This window comes from Pseudomonas sp. B8(2017), assembly GCF_002113575.1.
Classification (GTDB): Bacteria; Pseudomonadota; Gammaproteobacteria; order Pseudomonadales; family Pseudomonadaceae; genus Aquipseudomonas; species Aquipseudomonas putida_Z.
Window position 1 is genome coordinate 1 of record NZ_NEIO01000005.1, and the last position, 17,736, is coordinate 17,736.

General features: G+C 64.1%; 17 protein-coding genes. 13 read left to right on the forward strand and 4 right to left on the reverse strand.

Annotation, left to right across the window (positions count from 1 at the left end; translation table 11 throughout):
• A partial coding sequence (locus tag CAG22_RS09635) for a transposase (protein ID WP_139833438.1) occupies positions 1-315 on the forward strand: 315 nt, incomplete at its 5' end.
• A gap of 199 nt (positions 316-514) precedes the next feature.
• Complete coding sequence (locus CAG22_RS09640; RefSeq protein ID WP_085593272.1) at positions 515-1,534, forward strand: transporter; 1,020 nt, start codon at positions 515-517, stop codon at positions 1,532-1,534.
• 15 nt (positions 1,535-1,549) lie between these two features.
• Here the strand turns inward: CAG22_RS09640 and ehuA are convergent, their stop codons facing one another.
• The 4 genes from ehuA to ehuB all read right to left on the reverse strand — a co-directional run bounded on the left by ehuA (position 1,550) and on the right by ehuB (position 4,633).
• On the reverse strand, positions 1,550-2,344 hold the full coding sequence (gene ehuA / locus CAG22_RS09645) for an ectoine/hydroxyectoine ABC transporter ATP-binding protein EhuA (RefSeq protein WP_075046875.1): 795 nt from the start codon (positions 2,342-2,344) through the stop codon (positions 1,550-1,552).
• 59 nt (positions 2,345-2,403) lie between these two features.
• Entirely contained in the window at positions 2,404-3,060 is a 657-nt protein-coding gene (gene ehuD, locus CAG22_RS09650) for an ectoine/hydroxyectoine ABC transporter permease subunit EhuD (RefSeq protein ID WP_003256382.1), read from the reverse strand.
• Complete coding sequence (gene ehuC, locus CAG22_RS09655; protein WP_025337663.1) at positions 3,057-3,716, reverse strand: ectoine/hydroxyectoine ABC transporter permease subunit EhuC; 660 nt, start codon at positions 3,714-3,716, stop codon at positions 3,057-3,059. The genes ehuD and ehuC overlap by 4 nt, the downstream gene beginning before the upstream one ends.
• Positions 3,717-3,778: 62 nt before the next feature.
• Positions 3,779-4,633, reverse strand: coding sequence for an ectoine/hydroxyectoine ABC transporter substrate-binding protein EhuB (gene ehuB, locus CAG22_RS09660; RefSeq protein WP_085693373.1), 855 nt, complete (start codon positions 4,631-4,633; stop codon positions 3,779-3,781).
• Between the two features lie 239 nt (positions 4,634-4,872).
• Between ehuB and CAG22_RS09665 the strand changes: the two genes are divergently transcribed.
• The 11 genes from CAG22_RS09665 to CAG22_RS09715 all read left to right on the forward strand — a co-directional run bounded on the left by CAG22_RS09665 (position 4,873) and on the right by CAG22_RS09715 (position 17,729).
• On the forward strand, positions 4,873-6,267 hold the full coding sequence (locus CAG22_RS09665; protein WP_085593274.1) for a PLP-dependent aminotransferase family protein: 1,395 nt from the start codon (positions 4,873-4,875) through the stop codon (positions 6,265-6,267).
• Between the two features lie 152 nt (positions 6,268-6,419).
• Positions 6,420-7,391 carry a hydroxyectoine utilization dehydratase EutB gene (gene eutB / locus CAG22_RS09670; protein WP_085593268.1) on the forward strand — a complete coding sequence of 324 codons (972 nt, stop codon included), beginning with the start codon at positions 6,420-6,422 and terminating at the stop codon, positions 7,389-7,391.
• Positions 7,392-7,422: 31 nt separating this feature from the next.
• The gene (gene eutC / locus CAG22_RS09675; protein ID WP_025337667.1) at positions 7,423-8,415 is read left to right on the forward strand and encodes an ectoine utilization protein EutC; all 993 of its coding nucleotides are present in this window, start codon (positions 7,423-7,425) and stop codon (positions 8,413-8,415) included.
• Positions 8,416-8,451: 36 nt separating this feature from the next.
• Complete coding sequence (gene doeA / locus CAG22_RS09680; RefSeq protein WP_013970849.1) at positions 8,452-9,642, forward strand: ectoine hydrolase DoeA; 1,191 nt, start codon at positions 8,452-8,454, stop codon at positions 9,640-9,642.
• Between the two features lie 3 nt (positions 9,643-9,645).
• The gene (gene doeB / locus CAG22_RS09685; RefSeq protein WP_085705372.1) at positions 9,646-10,665 is read left to right on the forward strand and encodes a N(2)-acetyl-L-2,4-diaminobutanoate deacetylase DoeB; all 1,020 of its coding nucleotides are present in this window, start codon (positions 9,646-9,648) and stop codon (positions 10,663-10,665) included.
• Between the two features lie 36 nt (positions 10,666-10,701).
• Positions 10,702-12,168 carry an NAD-dependent succinate-semialdehyde dehydrogenase gene (locus CAG22_RS09690; RefSeq protein WP_025337670.1) on the forward strand — a complete coding sequence of 489 codons (1,467 nt, stop codon included), beginning with the start codon at positions 10,702-10,704 and terminating at the stop codon, positions 12,166-12,168.
• 12 nt (positions 12,169-12,180) lie between these two features.
• On the forward strand, positions 12,181-13,566 hold the full coding sequence (locus CAG22_RS09695; protein ID WP_025337671.1) for an aspartate aminotransferase family protein: 1,386 nt from the start codon (positions 12,181-12,183) through the stop codon (positions 13,564-13,566).
• A gap of 124 nt (positions 13,567-13,690) precedes the next feature.
• Positions 13,691-14,311: an isochorismate family cysteine hydrolase YcaC gene (ycaC, locus tag CAG22_RS09700; protein WP_010951959.1), complete on the forward strand. Its 621-nt coding sequence runs from the start codon at positions 13,691-13,693 to the stop codon at positions 14,309-14,311.
• A 230-nt stretch (positions 14,312-14,541) separates the two neighbouring features.
• Positions 14,542-15,360, forward strand: coding sequence for a polyphosphate kinase 2 (ppk2, locus tag CAG22_RS09705; protein WP_075043745.1), 819 nt, complete (start codon positions 14,542-14,544; stop codon positions 15,358-15,360).
• Between the two features lie 35 nt (positions 15,361-15,395).
• Positions 15,396-16,592 carry a monovalent cation:proton antiporter-2 (CPA2) family protein gene (locus tag CAG22_RS09710; protein WP_085593260.1) on the forward strand — a complete coding sequence of 399 codons (1,197 nt, stop codon included), beginning with the start codon at positions 15,396-15,398 and terminating at the stop codon, positions 16,590-16,592.
• A gap of 39 nt (positions 16,593-16,631) precedes the next feature.
• Complete coding sequence (locus CAG22_RS09715; protein WP_025337674.1) at positions 16,632-17,729, forward strand: AI-2E family transporter; 1,098 nt, start codon at positions 16,632-16,634, stop codon at positions 17,727-17,729.
• Positions 17,730-17,736: the final 7 nt, after the last annotated feature.

The following is a 17,736-nucleotide window of genomic DNA, read 5'->3' on the forward strand; positions in this document are numbered from 1 at the left end:
AAGCGCAGCGATTCATTCATCGCTTTTCTAGGCATGGATCTGAAAGTTGCCGAATCAGGCCAGAAATCCGGACGCCGATGCTTAACCAAGCGAGGCTGCTCAGAAGTGCGCCGGCTACTGCACAATGCAGCCATGGCGGCTAGCAAGACAGCTGCGTGGAAAGAGGTGTATGAACATTATCGGAATACAGGTAAGGCAACCACTCAGGCCCTTGTCATCCTGTCCCGAAAGCTGGCCAGAATTGCATTCGCCTTGATGAAGACTCAAGGCGAATACATGAGCAAAGGGGGCAAAAAGCATTGCCCACAACCATAGAATCTCCCACAGGGGATTGCGCCAACTTTAAGAAATTGAGCAAGACAGTTGCTCCCACAGGGTATGCGGACCGCTTGCGAATTCGGCTCTCTACGCGACAGCGCAGCCCAAAGGGCTTTCCGCTATCCAGCTGTCATCTGACTGCAACGAATATTCAGCAACCTTTCTGCCATCTCCCCGTGCCTCATTGCGAGTTCGAATGGGCCATCCCGCGCTGCATCTGCCACAGGACCACGACCTGTTCGGCCTGCTCTACGCCTTCGCCTTCCGCCCTGGCCAGCCGGGGCGCGAAATCGATTCGGCGCAGTTGTTGCGCACGCTCGGCCAGCCGCTGGAACCTGGCGAGTTTCTGTGGGTGCACCTGAACCTGGCCCACGCTGCCTGTGAGCGCTGGTTGCGCACCCACCTGCAGTTGCCCGAAGCCTTCTTCGAAACCCTGCGCGAAGGTTCGCGCTCGACCCGTATCGAACACGCCGACTCGGCGCTGCTGGCAGTGGTCAACGATGTGGTGTTCAACTTCGGCCTGGTGTCCTCGGACATCTCCACGCTGTGGGCCTGCGCCAGCAGCCAGTTGCTGGTGAGCGCGCGGTTGCAGCCGTTGCATTCGGTGGACAAGCTGCGCTCCTCGGTCAAGCGTGGCGAGCGCTTTCATTCATCCATCGAGTTGCTGGTCCATCTGTTGCGCGACCAGGGCGATGTGCTGACCCAGATCGTGCGTGAAACCACCACCAGCGTCGACCGCATCGAAGACCAGTTGCTGTCCCAGCGCCTGAGCGACAACCGCGCCGAACTGGGCAGCATGCGCCGGGTGCTGGTGCGCCTGCAGCGCCTGCTGGCGCTGGAGCCAGGGGCGTTGCTGCGCCTGCTCAACCGGCCGCCCGACTGGCTGCAGGAACAAGACATACGCCAGCTGCGCGCGGCCACAGAAGAGTTCACCCTGGTGATCAGCGACCTCACCGCCCTCGGTGAGCGGATCAAGCTGCTGCAGGAAGAAATCGCCGCCAAGCTCAACGAACAGACCAACCGCACCCTGTTCACCCTGACCGTGGTGACCGTGCTGGCGCTGCCCATCAACATCATCGCCGGCTTCTTCGGCATGAACGTCGGGGGTGTGCCGCTGGCGGAAAACCCCCATGGTTTCTGGGTGCTGGTGGCGCTGGTGGCGACCTTCACCGTGCTGGTGGGGCGCTGGGCGTTTCGCAAGCGGCGTGAGTACTGAAGCGACAATCGTCGGTCAGTTCGCCTCCCGCACTGCACTCAGGAACGCTCGGGTCCGCTCCTGTTGCGGGTTTTCGTAGATCTGCGCCGGCGTCCCCTGTTCGTGGATCTGCCCCTTGTAGAAGAAGCACACCCGATCCGCGAACTCCCTGGCAAAGCCCATCTGATGCGTCACCATCAGCATGGTCAGGTTGTGCTCGCTGCCCAACCGGCGGATCACGTTCAGCACCTCGCCACACAGTTCCGGGTCCAGCGCCGAGGTCACTTCGTCGAACAGCATCACCTTGGGCCGCATCGCCAGCGCCCGGGCAATCGCCACGCGCTGTTGCTGGCCACCGGACAACTGCGACGGGTAATGCTCGAACTTGTTGCCCAGGCCAACCATCTCCAGCAGCTCGGCAGCCCGTTCGCGCGCCTCGGCCGGCTTCACGCCCAACACCTGAACCGGGGCCTCGATCACGTTCTGCAAGGCACTCATGTGCGGGAACAGGTTGAAACTCTGGAAGACCATGCCGATCTTCGCCCGCACTTTGCGTACATGGCGCTCGTTGGCGATGAGCTGCGCGCCGTTGCGCCCGGGCATGTGGGTGAGCGATTCGCCATCGACTTCGATCATGCCCTGGTCGATGCCCTCAAGCGTCATCAGTACCCGCAGCAACGTCGACTTGCCCGAGCCGCTGGGGCCGATGATCGCCACCTTTTCGCCGGGGGCGACATCGAGGTTGAGGCCGTCGAGCACGGTGAAGCTGCCGTAGCGTTTGGTCACGTCCTTGAAACTGACGATCGGTTGGGCAATGGCCGGTGTGGGCATGTGGGTGTCCAGCGGCTGGGTGGCGGTGGCAGTGGCGAAGTGGGTCACAGGGGCGATCATCAGCGGAGCTCCAGGCGCACTTCAAGGCGCCGAACGAGGTAGGCCAGAGCGACGCTCAAGGCCAGGAAGAACAGACCGACCAGGGTGATCGGCTCGAGGTAGCGGAAGCTTTCGGAGCCGACGTTCTTGGCCTGCTGCATGATTTCCACCACGGTGATGGCCGACAGCACCGGGGTGTCCTTGAGCATGGCGATCAGGTAGTTGCCCAACGGCGGCAGGATCGGCCGAATCGCCTGGGGCAGGATGACTGCCCGGTAGGCGGTCCACGGCGCGAAGTTGAGGGCGACCACCGCTTCCCACTGGCTGCGCGCCACCGAGTCGAGGCCGCCGCGGTAAACCTCGGCCAGGTAACAGGCGTAGTGCACGCCGATACCGATGATGCCGGCCTGCATGGCCGTCATGTTGACCCCGTAGTTGGGCAGCACGTAGTAGAGGAAATACACCTGGATCAGCAGCGGCGTACTGCGGATGAACTCGATCAGCAATGCCACCGGCCACGACAGCCAGGCCTGGCGGCTGCGTCGGGCGATGGCCAGGAACAGGCCCAGCACCACTGCGATCAGGAAGCCAACCAAGGTGATGCCCAGGGTTTTCAGCGACGCCTGCAGCAAGTCGGGCAGGATTTGCGCGACGTAGTTCCAGTCCCAGAAATTCATGACAGGCTCCCCCGCAGGCGACCGCGGCTCAGGCGCCGTTCGACCCGACGCATGAGGAAGTTGATGACCTGCGCCAGGACGAAGTAGAGCAGCAGGGTGAGGCTGAAGATTTCCAGGGTCTGGAAGGTCGCCTGGTCCAGCTGACGGGCGCGGAAGCTAAGGTCCGACAGGGTGATCAGCGACACCAGCGAGGTGTTCTTCAGCAGTTCGATCAGCAGGTTGGTGCCAGGTGCGATGGCCGCCAGCAATGCCTGCGGCAGGATGATCCGCCGGAAGCGGATGGTGGCGGGCATGTTCAGCGCGGTGCAGGCTTCGTACTGCCCCTTGGCCACCGAGCTGATCGCCCCGCGCATCACTTCGGCACCGTAGGCACCGATATGCAGCCCGAGGCCGACGATGGCCACGGTGTAGGCGCTGAGTTCGAGGTTGAACGGTGGCAGCGGCAATACGAAGAACAGCCAGAACAACTGCACCAGCAACGAGGTGCCGCGGAACAGCTCGATGTAGGCCACGCACAGCCAGCTCAATGGCCGCCATGACGAACGCCGGCCGAGGGCGGCGAGGATCGCGGCGACGATGGCCAGCAGCGAGCCGAAGAAGGTGACCTGGATTGTGATCCAGGCGCCTTGCAGTAACAACGGTATCAATTCACCCATGGTTCGACCTGAATAATCGGATTACACAGGGAATGGCACGGCAAGCGCCATGCCACCTCGATTCACTGCTGGGCACAGAGCTCGGCGGCGGTCTTGTCAGTCACGTTGCTGCGGTCGAAGCCGAACGGCGCGACGGTCTTCAGATGCTCCTCGCTGCCCAGCCACTTCTTCATCTCGGCGTTGACCGCGTCGCGCAGGGCTTTGTCCTCGGGGCGGAAGGCCAGGGCACCGTAGCCGGTGTGGGCCGGGTCATCGGTGAAGTCGCTGATTGCCTCGACCTTGTCGCCACCCTTTTTCGCCAGGCCCTTCATGGTCAGCTGGGTGCCCACGGCAGCATCGGCGCGGCCGGCGCGCACGGCCTGCAACTGGGCGGTGGTGTCCGGCACCTGAAGGATCTGCGCATCCGTGATGCCTGAGTCGCGGGCATAGGCTAGGTTGACCGTGCCGGCCATGATCGCCAGCTTCACGTCCGGGTTCCTGGCGATGTCGGCGTAGCTGTGCAGGTTCTTCGGATTGCCCTGTGCCACCAGCAGGGTGTCGGGCAGGGCGTACTGCGGGTCGGTGAAGATCACCTGCTTGCAGCGTGCCGGGGTGATGTACATGCCGGCGGCAATCACATCGAAGCGCCCGGCGCGCAAGCCCGGGATCAACGAACCCCACTCGGTGAGCACGCCATCGACCTGTTTGATGCCCATCTTCTCGAAGATGATCTTGGCGATTTCCGGAGACTCCCCGGTTACCCGGCCATCGGTTTCGGTGAAGGCGAACGGAGTTTCGTTGGCGTAGCCGATGCGGATGTGGCTGGTTTCCTTGATTTCGTCCGGGCTGGCGGCCTGGGCGCTGGCAAGCACACCGAAGGTGGCACAGGCTATCAGCAGGCGCTGGAAGGGGCGTGGAACGTTGAAAGGCTGGCTCATCAATGAAGCTCCTGTTTGTTATAAAAACCGTCGTCGACGGCTCTGTGTTAGGAGGCAGTGGAGCAAAACAGCGAAAGCAGGTCGGTCTTTTGTTCGAAGCTGCCGGGCAGCGGGAGTTCGACCTTGGGCCGAGCATACAAAAGCTGAAACGGCGATGGCATTGCACTAGGACAATTGCCCGAAGCACTTGTACGGGGGATGCTGTGACCCTGGCCCCGGCAAGTGAAGCGAACATCATGATGCACAGTTGGAAGGCAGCCCTGGATGCCGCCCGCATCGGCGAGTCCAAATACAAGATCCTGGTCCAGGCCGTCACCGGCGAGATCGAGCGCGGCGTATTGGTACATGACCAGCGCCTGCCACCGCAGCGGCAGGTAGCCGATGCCCTGGGCATCAGCGTGCAGACCGTGACCAATGCCTACAAGGAACTGGAGCGCCAAGGCCTGGTGCGTTGCGAGATCGGCCGTGGCAGTTTCGTCAGCCGGCGCATGAGCGACCGTGTGTCGGATGACATCATCGACCTGCCCGAGCGTACCCTGGTCGACTTCTCCATCACCCGCATCCTGCATACCCAGGTGCATGAGCGCATCTGGCGCGACACCTGCGCCGAGCTGGCCGTGGAAGAGGAGCAGCCGTGGATCCATGCCTACCGGCCCATCGCCGGTTTCGAGAGCCACCGCGAGGCGGCGGTGCGCTGGCTTGCCGGCCTGGGCATGCAGGTCGAGCGTGACGATGTGCTGGTCACCAACGGCGCCGCCCACGCCATCTTCCTGGCCCTGGCCTCGCTGGCCGGGCCGGATGATGTGGTGCTGTGCGAGGGGTTGACCGACCATGGCGTGATCGGCAATTCACAGGTGCTCGGTTTCACCCTCAAAGGCTTGGAGATGGACCGCGAGGGCATCAACCCGGAACATTTCGAGGATATCTGCAGCAACGAGCGGGTGACCGCGCTGGTGTGCACACCCAACCTCAACAACCCGACCGTCAGCCTGATGCCCGACAGCCGTCGCCAGGAGATTGCCGAAATTGCCCGGCGCTTTGGCGTGCATATCATCGAAGATGACGTTTACGGGCCGCTGCTGGGTGGCAGCCATGCCAGGCCGCTCAGTTCCTATGCGCCGGAGCTGTCGTTCTACTGCACCAGCATGACCAAGTCGGTGCTTACCGGCCTGCGCGTGGGCTACCTGGCCATGCCCAAGCGCCTGGCGCTGCGCACCGAGAGCATCTTGCGGGTCAACAGCTGGATGGCCACGCCCTTGGTGGCGGAGATTGCATCGCGCTGGATCAACGATGGGCGCGCGACGCAGCTGGTGGCGCTGCAGCGCACCTTGCTGGGCGAGCGTCAGGCCTTGTTGCGTGAGTACCTGGGGGATTATGTGCGTGGTCAGCACGCCCATGCCCTGGGGGCATGGCTGAACATTCCCGAGCGCTGGGAAGTGGACAGCCTGGTGCGTGCCTTGCGCCGCCGGCAGATTGCGGTGACGCCGCCGGAGCCGTTTCTGGTGCGCGGTACACCGCGGCCACGGGCCGTGCGCTTGTGCGTGGGCGCCGAGTGTTCCGAGGCAAAGTTGCGCCAGGCCTTTGGCGATATGCGGGAGTTGTTCGGGCAGTATCCGCAGATCCACGAACTGTAAATCTCCTGCAGCGGCCTCTTCGCGGGCATGCCCGCGAAGAGGCCGGTACAGGCAAAAACAAATTCCCCGGCAAATTGCCCTAGTACATTCATCACGACAATTTTCGCCTCATACACTCCGCCCAACATCAGCTCACTTGTTGGGTCCCGGTCATGTCAGCGCTCTCGCTTCACGATCTCTACCTCGCCCGCCAGCGTATCCACGGCCTGGTGCGCAGCACGCCGCTGGAACTTTCCCCCAGCCTGTCGCGGCACCTGGGCACGCCGGTCTACCTGAAGCTCGAAGCCCTGCAGACCACCGGCAGCTTCAAGCTGCGCGGCGCCAGCAATGCCATCGCCGCACTCAGCGCTGAACAACGCGCTTGCGGCGTGGTTACGGCCTCCACCGGCAATCACGGCCGGGCGGTGGCCCACGCTGCTGCGCAACTGGGCGTGAAGGCAACCGTGTTTCTTTCGCAACTGGTGCCAGCCAACAAGGTCCAGGCCATCCGCGACCTGGGCGCCGAAGTGTGCATCGTCGGCCACTCCCAGGACGATGCCCAACAGGCCGCGCAACAACATGCCGAGCAACAGGGTGCAACGCTTATTCCACCTTTCGATCACCCTCAGGTCATCGCCGGCCAGGGCACGCTGGGCCTGGAAATCATCGAGCAGTTGCCCGAGGTGGAGCAGGTGCTGATTCCGCTCTCCGGTGGTGGCCTGTTCGCGGGTGTGGCGTTGGCCATGAAAAGCATCAAGCCGGCGATCACCACCCATGGCATCAGCATGCAGCGCGGCGCGGCGATGTACGCCAGCCTGCAGGCCGGCAGGCCAGTCGAGGTAGAGGAGCTGCCGACACTCGCCGACTCGCTTGGTGGCGGCATCGGCCTGGGCAACCAGCACACCCTGAGCATGACCCAGCGTCTGCTCGACCAACTCCACCTGCTGCCGGAAGCGTCGATCGCCAATGGCATGCGCCACGCCTACCAGCACGAGCGGTTGGTACTCGAAGGTGCCGGCGCAGTCGGCATCGCCGCGCTGCTCGACGGCCTGGTGACGGCCCGCGGCCCTGTCGTGGTGGTGGTCAGCGGGCGCAACGTCGACAGCGCACAGCATCAGCGCGTCCTCAACGGCGGCGACGCCTGAAATTCACGTTTCCTTCACTGGAGGTATTCGAATGCCGGCCATCACCTTGCTCAGCGAAGCCGACCTGCGTAGCTGCATCACCCTCGACCGCAACGCGATCGATGCCATCGAGCAGGCCTTTGCCCTGCTTGCCACGGCCAAGGTGGCGATGCCGCCGATCCTGCGTCTGGATGTGCCCGAGCACAACGGCGAGGTGGACGTGAAAACCGCCTACCTGCCTGGGCTGGAGCGTTTCGCGATCAAGGTCAGCCCGGGCTTTTTCGACAACCCCAAGCTTGGCCTGCCCAGCCTCAACGGCATGATGATGCTGCTGTCGGCCCGCACTGGCCTGCTCGATGCCTTGCTCCTCGACAATGGCTACCTCACCGCCGTGCGCACCGCTGCAGCCGGTGCGGTAGCTGCACGCTGGCTGTCGCGGCAGGACAGCCGCAGCGTGGCCTTGATCGGCAGTGGCGAACAGGCACGCCTGCAGCTGCAGGCACTGCGCCTGGTGCGGCCGATCGAGCAGGTCAAGGTGTGGGGGCGCGATGCGCAGAGAACCGCAGCGTTATGTGACGACCTGGGGCGTGATGGGCAACTGCAGGTACAGGCCTGCGACAGTGTCGACCAGGCCATGCAGGCGGTCGATATCGCCATCACTTGCACCCCCAGCCGCGAGCCGCTGATCCAGCCGCATCACCTGCAACCGGGGCTGCACATCACTGCCATGGGCTCGGATGCCGAGCACAAGAACGAGATCGCGCCCACGGCCCTGGCCCGGCTTGATCGTTATGTCGCCGACCGCCTGAGCCAGACCCGCGTGCTGGGTGAACTGCACCACGCATTGCGCGCTGGCGCGGTCAGCGAGCAGGCCGTTCATTCCGAGCTGGGCCAGATCATCGCCGGCCTGCACCCGGGCCGTGTACAGGCCGAAGAGGTCACCCTGTGCGACCTGACCGGCACCGGGGCCCAGGACACCGCCATCGCCAACCTTGCCTTCGAACGCGCAATCGCCGCCCACAAAGGCCTGGCGTTTCACAGCTGACAGTTTTCACAACCCACTCACAAGAAGGGCATCCGTATGTCACAGACAGTGGTCAACCTGCCGTTCAGCCGGCAGGAGTACGCCCAGCGCCTGGCCAAGACCCGCGCTGCCATGCAGGCACAGGGCCTGGAGCTTTTGCTGGTTACCGATCCATCGAACATGGCCTGGCTCACCGGCTATGACGGCTGGTCGTTCTACGTGCACCAGTGCGTGCTGCTGGCGCTCGATGGCGAGCCGATCTGGTTTGGCCGCGGCCAGGACGCCAATGGCGCAAGGCGCACGGTGTTCATGCAGCACGACAACATCGTCGGCTACCCGGACATCTATGTGCAGTCACGCGAGCGCCACCCGATGGACTACCTGTGCCAGGAGGTGATTCTGGCCAAGGGCTGGGGCGGCCTGAGCATTGGCGTGGAGATGGACAACTACTACTTCAGCGCGGCGGCCTACCAGGCGCTGTGCAAGCACCTGCCACAGGCGCGTTTCAGCGATGCCGCCGGGCTGGTCAACTGGCAGCGGGCGGTCAAGTCGCCGCAGGAAATCGAATACATGCGTATCGCCGCGCGCATCGTCGAACAGATGCACGGGTGCATCCTCGAACGCATCGAGCCGGGCATGCGCAAGAACGAGCTGGTGGCCGAGATCTACCGCAGCGGCATCCTCGGTGTCGATGGCCATGGCGGCGACTACCCGGCCATCGTGCCGTTGCTGCCGACTGGCGCTGATGCCAGCGCGCCGCACCTTACCTGGGACGATTCACCGTTCACCCGCGGCGCCGGCACGTTCTTCGAGATTGCCGGCTGCTACAAGCGCTACCACTGCCCGCTGTCGCGCACCGTGTACCTGGGCAAGCCGCCGCAACACTTTCTCGATGGCGAAAAGGCGGTGGTCGAAGGTATCGCGGCCGGCCTCGATGCCGCGCGGCCAGGCAACACCACCGGTGACATCGCCAGGGCGTTCTTCCGCGTGCTGGAGAAGTTCGGCATACACAAGGACAGCCGCTGTGGTTACCCGATCGGTATCAGCTACCCGCCAGATTGGGGCGAGCGCACCATGAGCCTGCGCCCGAGCGACACCAGCGTGCTGCAACCGGGCATGACCTTCCACTTCATGCCGGGGCTGTGGATGGATGACTGGGGCCTGGAGATCACCGAAAGCATCCTCATCACCGAGACCGGGGTCGAGACCCTGTGCAACGTGCCGCGCCAGCTGTTCGTGAAGGACTGACCCATGAATGCAATCGCACAGGCCGCCGCCACGGTGGCCAACCCCATCACCTGTACCTTGGATTTCGAGCAGGACGGCGTGCAGCACGGCTTCCTCAAGCTGCCGTACTCGCGTGACGACTCGGCCTGGGGGGCGGTGATGATTCCGCTGACGGTGGTCAGGAACGGCAATGGCCCGACAGCCTTGCTCACGGGTGGCAATCACGGTGACGAATACGAAGGTCCGGTGGCGCTGAGCAAGCTGGCCCAGCAGCTGCAGGCCGGGCAGGTAAACGGGCGGGTGATCATCGTGCCGTTCATGAACACACCGGCGTTCCAGGCGGGCACCCGCACCTCGCCGATCGACCGGGGCAACCTCAACCGCAGCTTCCCTGGCCGGCCTGATGGCAGCGTGACGGAAAAGATCGCCGACTATTTCCGCCGCACCTTGCTGCCGTTGGCCGATATCGTCCTGGACATCCACTCCGGTGGTCGCACCCTCGACTTCCTGCCGTTTGCTGCATGCCATGTGCTGCCCGACAAGGCCCAGCAGGCCCGTTGTGAAGCCGGCATGCAGGCCTTCGCCGCGCCCTACAGCATGCGCATGCTCGAGCTGGATGCGCAGGCGATGTACGACACCGCGGCAGAAGAGCAGGGCAAGGTGTTCATCACCACCGAACTGGGCGGTGGTGGCACCTCCACGGCGAAAAGCGTGGCCCTGGCGGAGCGCGGCGTGCGCAATGTGCTGATTCACACCGGCATCCTCGCCGGCGAAGTGGAGCAGGGCGAGACAACCCTGCTGGACATGCCCGATGGCGATTGCTTCATCGCCAGCGAGCACGACGGCTTGCTGGAGATGTGCCGCGACCTGGGCGAAACGGTCAGCCAGGGCGAAGTGATCGCCCGTATCCATGACATCCGCCGCACCGGCAGCGCCCCGGTCGAGTACCGCGCCCGACGCAATGGCTTGCTCGTAGCCCGGCACTTTCCCGGCCTGGTGCAGTGCGGCGACACCCTGGCGGTGATCGCCGACGTACTGGCCTGAACCTGGCGCCACGACAACGAGGTATGGAGAACAGTCATGTCACACCACTACCCATTCAACAGCCTGTGCCACGTCGATGGCCAATGGCTGCACAGCCACAGTGGCAACAGCGTCGCCGTGCATGACCCGGCCAACCGCCAGGTCATCGGCCATGTGCCGCTGCTCGACCATGAGCAGATCGTCGCCGCGGTGGATGCCGCCCAGCGGGCTTTCCCGGCCTGGCGCCAGCAGAGCCTGGACAGCCGCGCTGCGCTGTTGCGGCGCTGGGCCGAATTGATGCTCGAGCACCAGGAGGCTCTGGCGCGCATTCTCAGCGAGGAGCAGGGCAAGCCGCTGGCCGAAGCACGCGGTGAAATTGCCTATGCGGCAAGCTTCATTCCCTGGTTTGCCGAGGAGGCCCGGCGCCTCAACGGGCAGACCATCCCCAGCCATATTCCGGGTGCCCAGCTGAGTACGCTGAAGGAGCCCGTCGGGGTCTGCGCGCTGCTCACCCCGTGGAACTTTCCCAGCGCCATGATCACTCGCAAGGCGGCTGCGGCGTTGGCGGCCGGCTGCACGGTGGTGGTCAAACCGGCCCATGAAACACCGTTTTCGGCGCTGGCCCTGGCCCAGCTGGCAGAGGACGCCGGCTTCCCGCCGGGGGTGTTCAACGTGGTGATCGGCGAGCCGCAGATGGCCATGGAAACCCTGGTGCGTGACAGCCGCGTGCGGGCGGTCAGCTTCACCGGCTCGACCCGGGTCGGCAAGCTGGTGCTGCAAGCCGCGGCTCAGGATGTGAAGAAAGTGGCGCTGGAGCTGGGCGGCAATGCGCCGTTCATCGTCTGCGCCGATGCCGACCTGGAGCTGGCCGTGCGGGTGGCCGTGGCCGCCAAGTTCCAGACGTCTGGCCAGGACTGCTGCGCGGCCAACCGGATCATGGTGCAGCGGCCGTTGTACGAAGCATTCCTGGCGCGCTTCGCCGAAGCGGTGCGGGCGCTGAAGGTTGGCCCGGCGATGGTCGATGGCGAGGAGACGGCCGCAGAGGTCGGCCCGTTGATGCACCAGGCCGCGTTCGATGCCACCCAGGCCCGGGTCGAGGACGCCCTGCAGCGTGGCGCCCGGCGCCTGGTCGGTGGCGAGGGCCATGCGCTGGGTGGCTGGTTCTTCCAGCCGACGGTGCTTGCCGATGTCACGCCGGCGATGCGCATCTACCAGGAAGAAAACTTCGCGCCGATTGCCGGGGTCATGCCGTTCGACACGCTGGAGCAGGCCATCACCATGGCCAATGACACCGAGTACGGCCTGGCTGCCTACATCGTCGGCAACCGCCTCGATGTCGTGCACCCGCTGGTGCGCCGGCTCGACCACGCGATGGTGGCGATCAACGGCGTCAAGTTCACCGGCCACCCCATCCCGTTCGGCGGCATGAAGGCCTCGGGCCTGGGCCGCGAAGGCGGCAGCGAGGGCTTCGAACCCTTCGTCGAAACCAAATACGTTTGCTTGCACCACCACGGTCAGTTCTAAGGAGTGTTTGCCATGAGCCAAGATTTCAGCCAGCTGTTCGAACAGGACCGCGCCCACTTCATGCACCCCTCGACCCACGCCCATGACCACGCCAGCGGCGCGCTCAAGGGCCGGATCATCACCGGTGCCGAGGGCATCCGTCTGCGTGACCATGAAGGCCGCGAACTGATCGACGCCTTCGCCGGCCTGTACTGCGTGAACATCGGTTACGGGCGTACCGAGGTCGCTGACGCCATCCATCGCCAGGCCAAGGAGCTGGCGTATTACCACACCTACGTCGGCCACTCGACCGAAGCGATCATCGAGCTTTCCAGCCGCATCATCGACTGGGCGCCGGCCGGGATGAAAAAGGTCTATTACGGCCTGTCGGGGTCCGATGCCAACGAGACCCAGGTCAAGCTGGTGCGCTACTACAACAACATCCTCGGTCGCCCACTCAAGAAGAAGATCATCTCTCGCGACCGCGGCTATCACGGCTCGGGCATCATGACCGGCAGCCTTACCGGCCTGCCCAGCTTCCACCAGCATTTCGACCTGCCGGTGGAAGGCGTCAAGCATACGGTCTGCCCGCACTGGTACCGCAAGGCACCGGCCGGCATGGATGAGCAGGCCTTCGTGCGCTATTGCGCCGACGAGCTGGAGCAACTGATTCTGGCCGAAGGGCCCGACACCGTTGCCGCGTTCATTGGCGAGCCGCTGATGGGCACCGGTGGCATCATCGTGCCGCCGAAGGGCTACTGGAAGGCGATCCAGGCTGTGCTCGATCGCTACGACGTGCTGTTGATCGCCGACGAAGTGGTGTGCGCCTTCGGCCGCCTGGGCTCGAAGATGGGCAGCCAGCGCTACGACATCCGCCCGGACCTGATCACCACGGCCAAGGGCCTGACCAGCGCCTATGCGCCTCTGTCGGCAGTGATCGTTGGTGAGAAGGTGTGGAACGTGATCGAAGAAGGCTCGCAGAAGGCCGGCCCGATGGGCCACGGCTGGACCTACTCCGGGCACCCGATCTGCGCGGCGGCGGCGCTGGCCAACCTGGATATTCTCGAGCGCGAGAACCTGACCGAGAATGCCGAAGTGGTGGGGGCATACCTGAACCGGCGCATGCGCGAAACCTTCGAAGGCCACCCGCTGGTAGGTGAAGTACGGGGTGACGGCATGCTTTGCGCGGTCGAATTCATGGCCGATCGCGAGGCGCGCACGGCGTTCGACCCGGCGTTGAAAGTCGGGCCACAGGTGTCGGCAGCGTGCCTTGAGCGCGGGATGATCGCCCGGGCCATGCCGCATGGTGACATTCTCGGTTTTGCACCGCCGTTGGTGCTGAACCAGGAGGATGCCGAAAAGATCGTCGCCATCACCAAGGCGGCGGTCGATGAGGTGGCTGGCAAGGTGCTCGGCTGAGCATTGCAGGGGCCGCCATGCGGCCCCATCGCCGGCCTCGGCAGGCGAACCGACTGACGGTCCCCCCCACCCCGCATCCTTGCCTACGCTGATATTCCAACCCGCTGAAGCAAGGAGAACCGTCATGGCCTTCCAATACAAGCGTCTGGACAAGAACAACGCCGCCGTGCTGCTGGTCGACCACCAGACCGGCCTGCTCTCGCTGGTAAGGGACATCGACCCCGACCGCTTCAAGAACAACGTCCTGGCCCTGTCGGACCTGGCCAAGTACTTCAAGCTGCCGACCATTCTCACCACCAGTTTCGAGACCGGCCCCAACGGCCCGCTGGTGCCCGAACTGAAAGAGCAGTTCCCCGACGCCCCGTACATCGCCCGGCCTGGCAACATCAACGCCTGGGACAACGAAGACTTCGTCAAGGCCGTCAAGGCCACCGGCAAGAAGCAGTTGCTGATCGCCGGCGTGGTGACCGAAGTGTGCGTGGCCTTCCCGGCACTGTCGGCGCTGGAGGAGGGCTTCGAGGTATTCGTCGTCACCGATGCCTCCGGCACCTTCAACGAACTGACCCGTGACTCGGCCTGGCGGCGCATGGAGGCCGCCGGGGCGCAACTGATGACCTGGTTCGGCGTGGCCTGCGAACTGCACCGTGACTGGCGCAACGACATCGAAGGGCTGGGGACCCTGTTCTCCAACCATATTCCGGACTACCGCAACCTGATGACCAGCTACAACAAACTGGCCAAGTAATCCGGCCTCGAAGGCACCCCCGTACCCTGTGGGAGCGGGTTCACCCGCGAATGCGTCGGTAGCTTCAATGACGCATTCGCGGGCAAATCCGCTCCCACACCCTCCCCGGAACACTCACCAGCACCTGCAGAATCAATGAGATAGAAGCAAGCCTGCGAAATCCACAAGCGAAGCGGCAAACTGCCATGGATCGACCATACTGACTCTTCATTCGCCCTCAGGAGAGTGCCATGTCGAAGTCGTCCAGGAAAAAAGACCTCAAGGACCAGCCGGAGAAACTGGGCGGCAAGGCGTACGAGAAGGCACTCAAGCAGCTGCATGTGGAACTGGTGAAGCTGCAGGAATGGGTGGTGGCCAAGGGCCTGAAGGTGTGCATTGTCTTCGAGGGCCGCGATGGCGCCGGCAAGGGCGGTACCATCAAGGCCATTACCGAGCGCGTCAGCCCGCGAGTCTTCCGCGTGGTGGCGCTGCCGGCACCGACCGAGCGGGAAAAGACCCAGATGTATGTGCAACGCTACCTGGGCCACCTGCCTGCCGCGGGCGAGGTAGTGATCTTCGACCGCAGCTGGTACAACCGCGCCGGTGTCGAGCGGGTGATGGGCTTCTGCAGCGAAGAACAGAGCAGCAAGTTTCTCACCGTGGTGCCGCTGTTCGAAAAGATGATGGTCGAGTCAGGGATCATCCTCATCAAGTACTGGCTGGAGGTCAGCGCCGAAGAGCAGACCCGCCGCCTGCAGGACCGCATCAACGATGGCCGCAAGCTGTGGAAGCTGTCGCCGATGGACCTCAAGTCGTACACCCGCTGGGATGAATACACCCGGGCCCGCGACGACATGTTCGCCGCCTCCGATTCGTCCTGGGCACCGTGGTTCATGGCCCATTCCAACGACAAGCGCCGTGCCCGGCTGAACATCATCAGCCATCTGCTGACGCGCATTCCCTACAAGGACATTACCCGCGACGGGCTGGTGAAGTTGCCCAAGCGCGGCAAGATCGGCAAATACAAGGCCGTCAACTACCCGTTCAAAGTCGTCGAAGAGCGTTTCTGATCTCTCCCCACGGGGAGCAGCGAGGGTGCGAGCCTATGCCACATGATGGCAGCCTGTTGCAGGCGACGGTGGTGTTCCTGTTGGCCGTGGTGCTTCTGGTACCGCTGGCGCAGCGTTTGAAAATGGGGGCGGTGCCCGGCTATCTGCTGGCGGGCATCCTGATAGGGCCATCGGTATTTGGCTTGCTGAACAACCCGGATAACGTGGCACGCCTGTCGGAGATGGGTGTGGTGATGCTGCTGTTCGTCATCGGCCTGGAGCTGTCGCCGCGGCGTTTGTGGAGCATGCGCCGGGCGCTGTTTGGCGTCGGCTCGCTACAAGTGGGCCTGAGCGCTGTGGTGCTTGGCCTGCTGGCGTACTGGCTGTTCGGCCAGTCGAAGCCGGCTGCCATCGTGCTGGGCCTGGGCCTGGCGCTGTCGTCCACCGCGTTTGGCCTGCAGGTACTGGCCGAGCGCAAGGACCTGGGCAAGCCGCACGGCCGCCTGGCCGTGGCGATCCTGCTGTTCCAGGACATTGCCGCGATCCCGCTGATTGCCGTGGTGCCGCTGCTCGGTGGTGATGTCAGCACCGCCGACGAAGGTGCCTGGCCGGTGCTGGCGGTGGTGGTTGGCATAGGTGTGCTGATCATCTTTGGCCGCTACCTGTTGACCCCTGTCTTCAAATGGACAGTCGGTTCGGGCCTGCCCGAGCTGTCGACCGCTACCGCCTTGCTGGTGGTGCTGGGCACCGCCTGGGTGATGGAGCACGTGGGCGTGTCGATGGCGCTGGGGGCATTTCTGGCGGGCGTGTTGATGGCCGAGTCGCCTTTCCGCCACGAACTGGAAACCCAGATCGAGCCCATCAAGGGTTTGCTGCTGGGGCTGTTCTTCGTTGGCGTGGGGATGAGCGCCGACCTGCGCCTGCTGTTCGGCATGCCGTTAATGGTGCTGGGGCTGACCCTGCTGCTGGTGGTCATCAAGTTGCCGCTGCTGTATGGCCTGGGCCGCACGGTGGGTGGGCTGAACCAGGCCCAGGCGCTGTGCCTGGGCGTGGTGCTGGCCTCTGGCGGCGAGTTTGCCTTCGTGGTGTTCAAGCTGGCGCTGGACCATCAGGTGCTGGTGCAGCAGGTGCATGACCTGCTGGTGCTGGCCATCACCTTGTCGATGGCGGTAGTGCCGTTGGTAATGATGGCCCTGGCGCGGCAGTTGCGTGACGACAGCCCCACACAGGCAACCCCTGAAGCGGGCCACTGAATCGCGCCACATGGCGCGCGTAGAGTTCGGAGGTGAAGCATGCAACCGGGTATCAAGCTGGACAGCCGCCTGTCGCGGGGCTTGCTCGATGTGCTCATCAAGGCCGGCCTGGTGGCTGCCCTGGTGATATTCGCCTTCCAGACGTTCCAGCCGTTCCTGGAGCTGATGCTGTGGTCGGTGATCCTGGCGGTGACCTTGTACCCGTTGTATTGCCGCATCCAGCGCCGCACAGGGCTCAAGGACGGGCTTTCGGCGACGCTGGTCGTTCTGCTGGTACTGGTCGTGCTGCTGGTGCCGATCTACCTGGTGGTGATGTCCATCGGCGAGTCGGTGGACAGCCTGGTGACGTTGCTGAAAAGCGGTGCCTGGAGCGTGCCGGCGCCTCCCGATTCGGTGGCGGCCTGGCCGCTGATCGGGCCGAAGGTGCATGCCCTGTGGCTGGCAGCCTCGGAAAACATGGCCGGTGTGCTGAACCAGTGGATGCCCCAGCTCAAGGATGCCGGGCGCACGGTGCTGGGGGCTGCAGCCAGCGCAGGCGGCGCGTTCCTGTTGTTCATCGCGGCGATCATCGTCTCGGGCATCATCATGGCGTTCGGTGACCGCGGCGAAATCGCGGCGCAGCGCATAGCCATGCGGGTGTCGGGCGAGGAGCGCGGCAAGCCACTGGCCAAGCTGTGCACCGCCACCATTCGTGCGGTGGCCCAGGGCGTGATCGGCATTGCCTTCATCCAGATGCTGCTGATCGGTGTCGGCTTCGTCATCAAAGGGGTACCGGGGGCCGGGATGCTGGCCATCGTCATCCTCATGCTGGGGATTGCCCAGGCACCGGCCACGTTGATCACGGTGCCGGTGATCATCTACATCTTCAACGTCGAAGGCTTTACCGTGGCGACCATCATCTTCGCCATCTACAGCTTCGTCGCCGGGCTTGCCGACAACGTGCTCAAGCCGCTGCTGCTGGGGCGCGGGGTGGATGTGCCGATGCCGGTGGTGCTGATCGGGGCACTGGGCGGCATGGTGGTCAAGGGCATCATCGGCCTGTTCATCGGCCCGGTGATCCTGGGCGTCACTTATGTACTGTTCTGGCAATGGGTGGCGCTGCAGGTGCCGGAAAACCCCGTCGAGCCGTCGGCGTGAGCCAAGG

What these genes read in the sequence shown, in the direction of transcription:
- CAG22_RS09690 (WP_025337670.1), top strand. Translation starts at nt 10,702, where the DNA reads ATGTCACACCACTACCCATTCAACAGCCTGTGCCACGTCGATGGCCAA.
- eutB (WP_085593268.1), top strand. Translation starts at nt 6,420, where the DNA reads ATGTCAGCGCTCTCGCTTCACGATCTCTACCTCGCCCGCCAGCGTATC.
- ycaC (WP_010951959.1), top strand. Translation starts at nt 13,691, where the DNA reads ATGGCCTTCCAATACAAGCGTCTGGACAAGAACAACGCCGCCGTGCTG.
- ehuC (WP_025337663.1), bottom strand. Translation starts at nt 3,716, where the DNA reads ATGGGTGAATTGATACCGTTGTTACTGCAAGGCGCCTGGATCACAATC.
- CAG22_RS09695 (WP_025337671.1), top strand. Translation starts at nt 12,181, where the DNA reads ATGAGCCAAGATTTCAGCCAGCTGTTCGAACAGGACCGCGCCCACTTC.
- CAG22_RS09640 (WP_085593272.1), top strand. Translation starts at nt 515, where the DNA reads ATGGGCCATCCCGCGCTGCATCTGCCACAGGACCACGACCTGTTCGGC.
- CAG22_RS09665 (WP_085593274.1), top strand. Translation starts at nt 4,873, where the DNA reads ATGCACAGTTGGAAGGCAGCCCTGGATGCCGCCCGCATCGGCGAGTCC.
- ehuA (WP_075046875.1), bottom strand. Translation starts at nt 2,344, where the DNA reads ATGCCCACACCGGCCATTGCCCAACCGATCGTCAGTTTCAAGGACGTG.
- CAG22_RS09710 (WP_085593260.1), top strand. Translation starts at nt 15,396, where the DNA reads ATGCCACATGATGGCAGCCTGTTGCAGGCGACGGTGGTGTTCCTGTTG.
- ehuB (WP_085693373.1), bottom strand. Translation starts at nt 4,633, where the DNA reads ATGAGCCAGCCTTTCAACGTTCCACGCCCCTTCCAGCGCCTGCTGATA.
- CAG22_RS09715 (WP_025337674.1), top strand. Translation starts at nt 16,632, where the DNA reads ATGCAACCGGGTATCAAGCTGGACAGCCGCCTGTCGCGGGGCTTGCTC.
- doeA (WP_013970849.1), top strand. Translation starts at nt 8,452, where the DNA reads ATGTCACAGACAGTGGTCAACCTGCCGTTCAGCCGGCAGGAGTACGCC.
- ehuD (WP_003256382.1), bottom strand. Translation starts at nt 3,060, where the DNA reads ATGAATTTCTGGGACTGGAACTACGTCGCGCAAATCCTGCCCGACTTG.
- doeB (WP_085705372.1), top strand. Translation starts at nt 9,646, where the DNA reads ATGAATGCAATCGCACAGGCCGCCGCCACGGTGGCCAACCCCATCACC.
- eutC (WP_025337667.1), top strand. Translation starts at nt 7,423, where the DNA reads ATGCCGGCCATCACCTTGCTCAGCGAAGCCGACCTGCGTAGCTGCATC.
- ppk2 (WP_075043745.1), top strand. Translation starts at nt 14,542, where the DNA reads ATGTCGAAGTCGTCCAGGAAAAAAGACCTCAAGGACCAGCCGGAGAAA.